Below are 11,559 nucleotides of genomic sequence, written 5' to 3' on the forward strand. Positions count from 1 at the left end.
TCATGTCCGTACTGATTAACAAAGATACCAAGGTCATCTGCCAGGGCTTCACCGGCTCCCAGGGTACCTTCCACTCCGAGCAGGCCATCGCCTACGGCACCAAGATGGTTGGCGGTGTTACTCCGGGTAAAGGCGGCCAGGAACATCTCGGTCTGCCGGTATTCAATACCGTGAAGGAAGCCGTGGAAGCGACCGGTGCGGAAGCTTCCGTGATCTACGTCCCGGCCCCTTTCTGCAAGGACTCCATCCTCGAAGCCGCCAATGCCGGCATCAAGCTGGTGGTCTGTATCACTGAAGGCATTCCGACTCTGGACATGCTGGACGCGAAGGTGAAGTGTGACGAGCTGGGCGTGCGCCTGATCGGCCCGAACTGCCCGGGCGTTATCACTCCCGGCGAATGCAAGATCGGCATCATGCCGGGTCATATCCACAAGCCGGGTAAAGTGGGCATTGTTTCCCGATCTGGCACCCTGACCTACGAAGCCGTCAAGCAGACTACCGATTACGGCTTCGGCCAGTCCACCTGTGTCGGTATCGGCGGTGACCCCATTCCCGGTTCCAACTTCATCGACATTCTGGAAATGTTCGAGAAGGACCCGCAGACCGAAGCGATCGTGATGATCGGTGAGATCGGCGGTACCGCGGAAGAAGAGGCTGCGGCCTACATCAAGGAAAACGTCACCAAGCCGGTGGTTTCCTATATCGCCGGTGTGACCGCTCCTCCCGGCAAGCGTATGGGCCACGCCGGTGCGATCATCTCCGGTGGCAAGGGTACCGCTGACGAGAAGTTCGCCGCGCTGGAAGACGCCGGTGTTAAAACCGTCCGCTCCCTGGCCGATATCGGCAGTGCACTGAAGGAAGTTACCGGCTGGTAATTCGCCGTTGATTTCACGCACAAAAAAGGCTGCCCTAAGGCAGCCTTTTTTGTGTCTGTTCGCTAGGTAAAAAGCCGCTCTCAGTCACCGGCAGACAGGAGCGTATTGCCTCAAGGAACTACAGTGGCTGGATATGGCGACACTGTGGAAGTGCTTACTGGCCTGCGCCATGAAATCTATGCGATAACAACCGATACCATTGCGTTTGGCAGGGTTGGCAGTGTCTTTCTGCGCGGCGAGGAGGTCGTGTGAATAGAGTCGCGGGAGAAGGCGGTAAACCCTAGCGGGTTGAAATCAGGCCGACCAAAGTCAATCCGCGAGAGTAAACCTGTGGGGGTAGGTGGGTGAGCGAAGAGGGTGTAGAGGGTGTAAAGAGTTCGAGAGAGTAGAAAAAGTAGAGAAGCGGAGAGGGTTGAGGCTAGAACGATAGGTGTAAAGGGGAGGCGGGCAGTCTACTGTGGCTTGTGTGACGTAACAACCACTGACCGATATCAGCCACTATCCACCGCCCCCAACAACGACGAATAACCAGCATTAACTATTAATAGCGAAGGGCGGTTACTTACAATCGGCATCAGCGGCTGCCAGCCGCTAACCAGTAACTGCTGCATGATTCTTATCCTCCTCCCATGGGGATTGCCAACAGGACTCGGCTTTGACCAGGAAACTTATACTGATTGCGGCACTCGTTGCGCTTGCAGCGAGCTTTTTCTTTTTCGATCTCAATGACTGGTTGACCTTGGCACACTTGAAGGCGGGGCAGATCCAGTTTCAGGCCTGGCAGGAGGAGCGGCCATTATTGGTTGGGCTGTTTTTTACGCTCCTGTATATCCTGGTAACGGGATTGTCGCTGCCGGGTGCGGCAATCATGTCGCTGGCGGCCGGGGCATTGTTTGGCCTGGCCTGGGGCACCCTGATTGTCTCTTTTGCCTCCAGCATCGGTGCCACGGTGGCCTTTCTGGTGGCCCGCTATCTGCTGCACGATTGGGTGCAGCATCGCTTTGGCGAGCGGCTGCAGACGATTAATCAAGGGGTGCAGCAGGAGGGGCCTTTTTATCTGTTCGCGCTGCGTCTGGTGCCGCTGTTTCCGTTTTTTATCATCAATGTCCTGATGGGGCTGACCCGTATCCGCCCCTGGACTTTTTACTGGGTGAGCCAGGTCGGCATGCTGCCGGCTACCGTGGTTTATGTGAATGCAGGTACCCAGCTGGCCAGTATCGACAGCCTTAGCGGAATCCTTTCTCCGGGGCTGATTCTTTCCTTTGTTCTGCTGGGGGCCTTTCCACTGCTGGCCAAGAGGACACTGCGGGCTATCAAGCGCTATAAGTCGGTGAAGGAGGGGTAGTCGATGAATAGGCCAAAACAGTTTGATCGCAACCTGATCGTTATTGGCGCCGGTGCGGCCGGGCTGGTGAGCGCCTACATCGCTGCGGCGGTGAAGGCGAATGTGACACTGATCGAAGCGGGCCAGATGGGGGGGGATTGCCTTAATACCGGTTGTATTCCCAGCAAGGCACTGATTCGCTGCGCGCGTATGGCCCAGCAGGCCCGTGGGGCGGCTCGATTCGGGGTGGGCCTGCCGGAGCCTGAAATCGATCTCCCCACAGTGATGAAACATGTGCGGGAATCCATCGAGGCCATTGAGCCAAACGATAGTATCGAGCGCTACAGCGGGCTTGGTGTCGAGGTACTGCAGGGCTATGCCAGGCTGCGCGACCCCTGGACTGTGCAGGTACGCATGAACGATGGCAGTGAGCAGGTGCTCACTGGCCGCGCGATTGTGCTGGCCACCGGCGCCGTTCCGGTGGTGCCACCGCTGCCCGGCCTGCAGCAGGTGTCCTATGTCACCAGCGAAACCCTCTGGGGCCGCTTGGCGCAGTTGCCGCGCGTCCCTGCAAAGCTCTTGGTGTTGGGAGGTGGGGCTATCGGCTGTGAACTGGCGCAGGCGTTCTGTCGTCTCGGCGCCAGTGTCACACTGGTGGAGAAAGCACCGCGCCTGCTGCCCGCCGAGGATGAGCCCATTTCGGAAGTTGTCACCGAGGCCCTGCTGAGTGAAGGTGTCGCTGTACTGACCGGCACCGAGGCGCAGCGATTCGAGGCGGACACAGCGCGGCAAGGTGCCGGCACGGCGGTGGTGAAATCCGTACAGGGTGAGCGAACACTCGCTTTCGATCTGTTGCTGCTGGCGCTGGGGCGCCGTCCGTATATCCAGGATTTAGGTTTGCAGGAACTGGGGCTTGTGGACGACGATGGGCGCTTGCAGACCGATGCCTGCTTGCGCACGAAATATCCGCATATCCTGGCGGCGGGCGATCTCGTTGGCCCCTACCGATTCACCCATATGGCGTCCCACCAGGCCTGGTATGCGGCGGTCAACGGCCTGTTTGGTGATCTGAAGAAATTCTCCGTGGATTATTCTGTGGTGCCGAGAGCCGTGTTTGTGGACCCGGAAGTGGCCGGTGTCGGGCTCACCGAAGTGCAGGCCCGGGAGCGGGGCATTGCCTATGAGCTCACCTGTTATGAATTGAGGGAGCTGGATCGGGCTATTGTCGACGGCAGTCGGAGCGGCTTTGTGAGGGTGCTGACCGCAAAGGGCAAAGACCGGATTATCGGCGCATCGATTGTGGGGGAGAACGCCGCCGAAATGATCGCCGAGCTTGTGCTGGCCATGAGACACGGTCTGGGAATGAACAAGCTGCTGGGGACTATCCACACTTACCCCACCATGATGGAGGCCAACCGTTTTGCCGCCGGGGCCTGGAAGAGGGCGAATGCGCCTAAGAAAACCTTAAAGCTGCTGGAATGGTTTCACCGCTGGCGCCGTGGCTAGAACGGCGGGGTGGATGGGCTGGTTGGGTCGGGCGTGCCGAATGGGGCTGAATAGATAAGTTGGTCCGGGAGCGGTGCCGACGCCGGGTCGGCTCAAAGGGCGGAAGCGGCGGCAGCCTCCACGGAGGGCGAATTATCCGCCAGTGCCTCTTCGGCTATGCGCTCGGCTTCAGCCTCGGCCAGACGCTGCTCCTCGATGCGACTGCTCCAGCTTAACAGCGCCTGATAGTGACGGATGTTCTGCACATAGGTCACCGGCTCCCAGCCGCGAGCGTAGCCGTGCTTGGTCTGTTTGTAGTATTGGCGCTTGGCCAGTAGCGGCAGGCGCTCGCGCACATCGGTCCAGCGATCCGGGTTGCCGCCGGATTTTTCAGTCAGGATGCGCGCGTCCTCGAGGTGGCCGTAGCCCACGTTGTAGGCCGCCAGTGCCATCCAGGTGCGGTCGGGCTCGCGGATGCGCTCGGGCAGTTTTTCCCGGATCTGCACTATGTAGCGGGCTCCCCCTTCAATACTCTCCCGGGGGTCGAGGCGATTGACCCCCAGTTCCTTGGCGGTAGTCCGGGTCAGCATCATCAGTCCGCGCACACCGGTGCGGGATCTGGCGCGCGGGTTCCAGTGGGATTCCTGATAGCTGAGTGCGGCGAGAAGGTGCCAGTCGAGATCATGCTGTTCGGCCACTTCCTGCATAATCTCGCGCCACTTGGGAAGGCGCTCGCGGGTGCTTCTGGCAAAAGTCTTGGCCCCGCCGGGGTTCAGCTCGCTGACATGGCCGAAGAATTTTTCCCGCAGTTCCGCCAGCATGCCACTGGTATTGGCGCGCAGCATAAATTGCCGCGCGGCTAGATACAGGCTGTCGTCACTGCCTTTGGGAAAGGCCCAGGCGACGGGCTGAAACTGGGTGAGGTTGAAGGCCAAATGGATATTGGCAAACAGGCCCCGGTGGACGGCGTAGGCGTTTGAATCAACCAGGGCGTAATCGAACTCCCCCTGGTCCACCATTTCCATCAGTTCTACCGCATCCACGTCGCTGATTTCTTCCCAGCGCAGGCCGGGGTAGCGCTGGGAGAGGCGCTTGAGTTCTTCGGCGTGGGCGCTGCCGGCGAGTACGGCCAGCGTTTTGCCTTCGAGATCCTTGATGCCGCTTGGGCGTTCCTCTCCCAAACGGTATATGACCTGTTGGCGAATCTCGAAATAAGAAGGGGTGAAGCGTACCTGCTCACGGCGTGCCTTGGTTACCGTCAGGCCGGCGGCGGCAAGGTGTGCGCCTTCGTCCGGGTCCGTCAGGCGCCCAAACATATGGTCGAGATCGTGGGCATCGCGGATTTTCAGCGTCACACCCAGCTCGTCGGCGAAGGCCTTGAGCATGTCGTACTCGAAACCGGTACGGTTGCCACTGGCATCTTCGTAATAGGTGGTGGGTCCGTTCTGGGACAATACGACCAGTTTGCCGGAGGTCTTGACGCGTTCGAGGGTGGTGGGCGCCTTGCTGGCCACCATCAGCGACGCACAGCAAGCGAGCGCCAGGCCTTTGGCGAGGCGGCGGCTGTAACGCAGCATACGGCTTTTCATGATCATACGCGTCCCCTTTGAGTCCCTTACCTTTCGTTAATCCCTTATACCTCTCGTTAGTCCCTTACCTCTGTACCCTTGTCCCCGATGGCTTGTTGATGGTTGTTACTTTGACGGTTCTGAGTAGTTATTACGTTGATGTTTGTCAGTGGCTGTGACTTTCATGAATATTTCATGCCTGGATATATCACGGGTTTTGTTTCCCGGCACCGGCTACGCCCCTGCCTACTGACTCATTATGTGAGCGATATGACTGTGGGCACTATCTTTACTCTCAGCACTATCTGTGCGGTGCTGCTGTACTGCCTGCCTGCATGAACTGTCTGTCTCACAATGCTCGCGCTGGTGCGGGCTTTTCCCGAGGAGCCGTCCAAGCTTCTTGCCGCTGGGGTTCTGGTCATGCGCTCTCTTCAGGGCATCTGATCAGGTCTCAGGTCATCTGAACAGATCACAGGCTGCGCCGGTCAAAAGGTGGCCAATTCTACCTCAAGGGGTCTTGGCTGCCTAATCGGGCAGCCGCGGCTTGGCCGATTGAACGACGACCTCTGGCTTAGCTCCCTACCGTTCAATATGAGGGCTCAGGCCCACAGGTCAAGTTTAGCCCGGCCCGCTAGACTGAAAGGACGCCGGCATGAAATAGGTGCCAGTTTCACCGGTTACACTGTCGGTGGGGCGTCCGGCAAATTTACCGCGCCCCAAAGGGGCGGGGCAGTGTTGGAGCGGCGTGGCTTCGGGTACAATTGCGCCCTCTCCAATTCCCGGGGGTTGCGCAATAATTCTGCAGCGCGGTTCCCCAAGTTCAGACAAGAGGCAAACTCCCGCGATGCTAGTTCTGCGTGGTGCTCCCGCACTGTCGAAATTCCGCCATCAAAAGTTACTCAGCCAGCTGCGCGCGCTGCAGCCCGCGATTGAAGACGTGTACGCCGAGTTCGTGCATTTCGCGGACAGCGACAAGCTTGACGACAAGGAGCGCGCACTGCTGGAGCGGTTGCTGCAGTACGGCCCCACCGAGGAAAAACACGATCCCCAGGGCGAGCTGCTGTTGGTGGTGCCACGCCCGGGCACCATTTCCCCCTGGTCCTCCAAGGCGACAGACATCGCGCACAACGCCGGTCTGACCGACATCCACCGCCTGGAGCGGGGTGTCGCCTATTACCTTACCGGGGTCGAGTTAACCGAAGCTGAACGCCAGGACCTGGCCTCGCAGTTGCACGACCGCATGGTGGAAAGTGTCTTTTCCGACCTGGGTGAGGCGCAGCAGCTGTTCAAGGAAGAAAAGGCCCGCCAGATGACCTCCGTCGACGTGCTCGGTGGTGGCCGCAGTGCACTGGAACAGGCCAACGTAACCCTCGGTCTGGCCCTGGCGGATGACGAAATCGAATACCTGCTGACCAGTTTTGAAGAACTGGAGCGCAACCCCACCGATGTCGAGCTGATGATGTTCGCGCAGGCGAACTCGGAGCATTGCCGCCACAAAATCTTCAATGCCAGCTGGACCATCGATGGTGTAGATCAGGACCTGTCGCTGTTCGCGATGATCCGCAATACCTATCAGAAGGGCGGTGACAATGTGCTGTCCGCATACTCGGACAACGCCGCAGTGGTGGTGGGTTCCGAGGCCGGCCGTTTCTACCCGGACCCGGAAACCAAGGAGTACGGCTTCAGCCATGAGGCCATCCACCTGCTGATGAAGGTGGAGACCCACAACCACCCCACCGCCATCGCGCCCTTCCCGGGGGCCGGTACCGGCGCCGGCGGTGAAATCCGCGATGAGGGCGCTGTCGGTCGCGGCTCCAAGCCCAAGGTCGGTTTGACCGGCTTCACCGTCTCCAACCTGCAGATCCCCGATTACCTTCAGCCCTGGGAAGTGAATTACGGCAAGCCTGAGCGCATCGTTACCGCGCTGGACATCATGATCGAGGGCCCCATCGGCGGTGCCGCCTTTAACAACGAATTTGGCCGCCCGAACATTTGCGGCTATTTCCGCACTTTTGAAGAGGACTTCGACGGCGAGCGGCGCGGCTACCACAAGCCGATTATGCTCGCCGGCGGCTACGGCAATATCCGCGAAGAGCATATCGACAAGCCCGAGTTCAAGCCCGGCGCCAAGCTGGTGGTGCTGGGTGGCCCGGCAATGCTGATCGGCCTCGGTGGCGGCGCCGCCTCCAGTATGGCCAGCGGCAGCAGTTCCGAGGACCTGGATTTCGCATCCGTGCAGCGTCAGAACCCGGAGATCGAGCGCCGCTGCCAGGAGGTCATCGACCAGTGCTGGCAGTTGGGGGGCAAGAACCCCATCGCCTTTATCCACGATGTGGGCGCCGGCGGCCTGTCCAATGCCTTCCCCGAGCTGGTGAAAGACGGTGGCACCGGTGGCAGCTTCGAGCTGCGCAATGTGCCCTCCGACGAGCCGGGTATGAGCCCGCTGGAGATCTGGTGTAACGAATCCCAGGAGCGCTATGTGCTGGCGGTCATGCCGGAGGACCTGGAGCGTTTTGAAAAGATCTGTGCCCGCGAGCGCTGCCCCTTCGCGGTGGTGGGCGAGGCCACTGAAGACAAGCACCTGCTGCTGAACGACAAGAAGTTCAACAGCAAACCCGTGGACTTGCCCATGTCGGTGCTGTTCGGCAAGCCGCCGAAAATGCATCGCACCGCGGAAAAGCGCGAGGTGGAAACTGCGGCGTTTGAGACCTCTGATATCGACCTCAATGAAGCTGTGGAGCGTGTGCTCCGTCTGCCCACCGTGGCCAGCAAGAACTTCCTGATCACCATCGGCGACCGCAGCGTAACCGGCATGGTATCCCGCGACCAGATGGTGGGCCCCTGGCAGGTGCCGGTGGCCGACTGCGCGGTAACCACCGTGGCTTACGACAGCTACGCCGGCGAGGCGATGTCCATGGGCGAGCGCACCCCGGTGGCGCTGCTGGATGCGCCCGCATCCGGTCGCCTGGCGGTAGGTGAGGCGATTACCAATATCGCCAGCACCCGTATCCGTCAGCTGTCTGATATCAAACTCTCCGCCAACTGGATGTGTGCCGCCGGCCACCCGGGTGAAGAGGAAAAGCTCTACCGCACCGTGCAGGCGGTGGGCATGGAGCTGTGCCCGGAGCTGGGCATTACCATCCCCGTGGGCAAAGACTCCATGTCCATGCGCACGGCATGGGATGACAGCGGGGTTGAGAAGTCTGTGACCGCGCCACTGTCGCTGGTTATCTCCGCTTTCTCGCCGGTAACCGATGTGCGCAAGACGGTCACCCCGCAGCTGAAGCCGGGCCAGGACAGTGAGCTGATCCTGGTGGATCTGGGGGCGGGCCGAAACCGCCTGGGTGGTTCCTGTCTGGCGCAGGTTTACAACCAGTTGGGCGACAAACCCGCGGACCTGGACGATGCCGGGCGCCTGCGCGCCTTTTTCGAGGTTATCCAGCAGGCGCTGGAAGAGGGCATCCTCCTCGCTTACCACGACCGCTCCGATGGCGGTCTGTTCGTGACGCTGGCGGAGATGTGCTTTGCTGGTCGCGTGGGGGTGGATGTCGATATTTACGAGTTGGGCGAAGACCCCATCGCCGCACTGTTCAGCGAGGAGCTGGGCGCGGTGCTGCAGGTGCCGGTCAACGAAGCCGAGATGCTGGTGCAGCGTCTGGGTGAAATGGGTGTGCCGGCGCATCAGATCGGCTGCCTGAACCGGGACGAGACCCTGCGCATCACCCGTCAGGGCAATAAGCTGTTCAGCCGCTCCCGGGCAGAGCTGCAGCAGATCTGGTCGGAGACCAGCTACCGTATTCAGGCGCAGCGTGACAACGCCGACTGTGCGGCTCAGGAATTTGCAGCCATCACTCGGGATGACCCGGGCCTGTCCGTGAACCTGACCTACGATCTCAACGAGGATATCGCCGCGCCCTATATCAACAAGGGGGTGCGACCCAAGGTGGCCATCCTGCGCGAGCAGGGTGTCAACAGCCAGGTAGAGATGGCGCACTCCTTCCACCGCGCCGGTTTCAACGCGGTGGATGTGCACATGAGCGATATCCTCGCTGGCCGGGTGACTCTCGATGAGTTCAAGGGACTGGTGGGTTGTGGTGGCTTCTCTTACGGTGACGTCCTCGGTGCCGGCGAGGGCTGGGCCAAGACCATCCTGTTCAACGGTCGCGCGCGGGACCAGTTCGAGAGCTTCTTCAACCGCAGGGAAACCTTTGGACTGGGCGTGTGTAATGGCTGCCAGATGTTCTCCGTGATCAAGGAACTGATCCCGGGCGCCAGTCACTGGCCGCGTTTTGTGCGCAACCTGTCCGAGCAGTACGAGGCGCGGTTCGCGCTGGTGGGTGTGGAGGAGACCCCTTCAGTGCTGTTCAAGGGCATGGCCGGCTCCTGGATGCCGGTGGCGGTCGCCCACGGCGAGGGGCGGGTGGAATTCCCCGATCAGCAGGCGCTGGAAGCCTGTGAGCAATCCGGCACCATCGCCATGCGTTACCTCAACAACCAGCAGAAGATCACCGAAATGTATCCGGCCAACCCCAATGGCTCGGTGAACGGTATCACCTCGCTCTGTTCCGAGGATGGCCGCGTGACCATCATGATGCCGCACCCGGAACGTGTCGCCCGTGCTGTCAGCAACAGCTGGCACCCGGACGACTGGCAGGAGGATTCCGGCTGGATGCGTCTGTTCCGCAACGCCCGCGTGTTTGTGGACTGAGCCAGCCCACGGCTGATAACACAAAAAAGCCCGCACAGTGTTGCGGGCTTTTTTGTGTCCGCCGGCTGTCTGTTTCTACCTGCCGAAGGCTCTTTATCCCCGCTGAGGGCTCTCCCCCCACTAAAGGCGGTTTACCCGCTGCAGGCTTTTCTCTCTCGCTGAAGGCGCTTGCCTGCTGAGTTCCCTATACCCACCGAGGGTTCTGACCATCCGATGAAGGCTCATTTTTCACGCTAAAGACTTCCTGAAGGTTGGCTGCCTCTGGCAGGGGAGGCCGAACAGGGGAGGTTGCAAATTTCTGTTGAAGCGGTAGCCCTGGCACTGTCTGTTGGATGGCGGGCTTTTACCTGTCTGTCATTACCATTGATTTCTGGGCATTAGTGGGCATTAATTAGTGGGCGAGTGTGTCAGTAGCATCGCCCCTGGCGTTCACTTTATTTGGTGGCAGTCTTCCAGCCGGCCCGGCAATTGCCGGATTCCCTGCTAAGCTGAAAGATGGACTGACAATAAAATGCAGCGTATGAAGCAGGTCAAAGAGTTTGGTGACGGGTTTGGTGCTAGATTTAGCGATAGGTTTGGCGGCGCAACCTTGCGCGGGCTGGCCTTAGCTGGCAAGCCAGCTAGAGCGGTACGGCCGTCTGCTTTCTCTTCTTTCTTACATCCTGCTCATCCATCCCATCTAACCTGCGCCCATTGCTTTCCTCAATCTAACGCCAGTGTAAATCCGGCCACCTCTTTCTATACCAGCGTCTATACCCGCGCCCGCAAACAGAGTCGGCCAATTGCGCTGGCTTGCCCGAGAGAACAGGTGCCGCGAAGTGCGCATTGGTGGCAGTCAAATACTGGCCCAACGAAAACATTGAAATCTGTGCTGTACACCCTTTTTCACCCTGACCACAGGCAGAGACCAAGCAAAGGAGGTTGTTATGGCTTACAACGAAGATCTGGTCGAGAAAGTACGCGAGCTACTGCAGGATAATGATGGCTTGACCGAGAAGCAGATGTTTGGCGGCCTCGCTTTTATGTTGAACGGCAACATGGCCTGCGGAGTGGTGGGCGAGGAGCTGATGGTTCGCGTCGGGCCTGACAATTACCAGGCGGCGCTGGGCGAAAGGTACACCCGCCCGATGGACTATACCGGCAGGCCACTAAAGGGCATGGTGTATGTCGAGGAGGATGCCATCGCGGCCGACCTGGATAACTGGGTCAGTCGCGGTGCCGAGTTTGCAGGCTCTCTGCCTCCCAAGTAATCGCTCTCTGACCCGCAACAGGTCTCAATACCCCATCGGCAGTACTGGGGGGTTGCTGCCCGTGTCATCCAGCCCATCCGGCATGCTCCGCCATAAGCCGTTAAACCGCCGTCGGTCACCCAATGATGGCGGGGCCACATTAAACTGAGAGATGTCAGTGGCGAATGCCCGTGACTGTTACTTGTGCCGAGACTCCCGACACAAAGTACCTGTTAGTAACCATCTAGGGAAGCTCTGAACAACTCATGAATTTCCACGCCGCTCTCCGAATCCTCTATTTATTGGCTTCTGGGGTGGAAACCCCCTGTGTATTCCTCTGTTTTCCGTCTGGAATTTGCTTTTCAGCAAA

6 protein-coding genes are annotated in these 11,559 nt (G+C 59.6%); 5 read left to right on the forward strand and 1 reads right to left on the reverse strand.

From position 1 onward, the window contains the following. Positions 1-2: 2 nt before the first annotated feature. From sucD to ABEA58_RS13650, 3 genes are all read left to right on the forward strand, one after another. Positions 3-875, forward strand: a complete 873-nt coding sequence (sucD, locus tag ABEA58_RS13640; RefSeq protein ID WP_345552350.1) for a succinate--CoA ligase subunit alpha — start codon at positions 3-5, stop codon at positions 873-875. A gap of 655 nt (positions 876-1,530) precedes the next feature. Next, complete coding sequence (locus tag ABEA58_RS13645; RefSeq protein WP_345552352.1) at positions 1,531-2,220, forward strand: TVP38/TMEM64 family protein; 690 nt, start codon at positions 1,531-1,533, stop codon at positions 2,218-2,220. A gap of 3 nt (positions 2,221-2,223) precedes the next feature. Next, on the forward strand, positions 2,224-3,705 hold the full coding sequence (locus ABEA58_RS13650; protein ID WP_345552354.1) for a dihydrolipoyl dehydrogenase family protein: 1,482 nt from the start codon (positions 2,224-2,226) through the stop codon (positions 3,703-3,705). 92 nt (positions 3,706-3,797) lie between these two features. On the opposite strand, the gene mltF is transcribed toward ABEA58_RS13650, so the two are convergent. Then, entirely contained in the window at positions 3,798-5,279 is a 1,482-nt protein-coding gene (gene mltF, locus ABEA58_RS13655) for a membrane-bound lytic murein transglycosylase MltF (protein WP_345552356.1), read from the reverse strand. Positions 5,280-6,096: 817 nt separating this feature from the next. On the opposite strand from mltF, the gene purL reads away from it, so the two are divergent. Both purL and ABEA58_RS13665 read left to right on the forward strand, forming a co-directional pair. Further along, positions 6,097-9,960 (forward strand): phosphoribosylformylglycinamidine synthase, encoded by a 3,864-nt coding sequence (gene purL / locus ABEA58_RS13660; RefSeq protein ID WP_345552357.1) that lies wholly within the window; start codon positions 6,097-6,099, stop codon positions 9,958-9,960. 926 nt (positions 9,961-10,886) lie between these two features. After that, positions 10,887-11,210, forward strand: a complete 324-nt coding sequence (locus ABEA58_RS13665) for a TfoX/Sxy family protein (protein ID WP_345552359.1) — start codon at positions 10,887-10,889, stop codon at positions 11,208-11,210. The last annotated feature ends 349 nt before the right edge of the window (positions 11,211-11,559 follow it).

Origin of the sequence: Microbulbifer aestuariivivens, from assembly GCF_039545115.1 — a bacterium.
Classification (GTDB): domain Bacteria; phylum Pseudomonadota; class Gammaproteobacteria; order Pseudomonadales; family Cellvibrionaceae; genus Microbulbifer; species Microbulbifer aestuariivivens.

Bases quoted from the DNA above. Each gene is read 5' to 3' on its own strand.
- purL (WP_345552357.1), top strand. From the start codon at position 6,097: ATGCTAGTTCTGCGTGGTGCTCCCGCACTGTCGAAATTCCGCCATCAA.
- ABEA58_RS13650 (WP_345552354.1), top strand. From the start codon at position 2,224: ATGAATAGGCCAAAACAGTTTGATCGCAACCTGATCGTTATTGGCGCC.
- mltF (WP_345552356.1), bottom strand. From the start codon at position 5,279: ATGATCATGAAAAGCCGTATGCTGCGTTACAGCCGCCGCCTCGCCAAA.
- sucD (WP_345552350.1), top strand. From the start codon at position 3: ATGTCCGTACTGATTAACAAAGATACCAAGGTCATCTGCCAGGGCTTC.
- ABEA58_RS13665 (WP_345552359.1), top strand. From the start codon at position 10,887: ATGGCTTACAACGAAGATCTGGTCGAGAAAGTACGCGAGCTACTGCAG.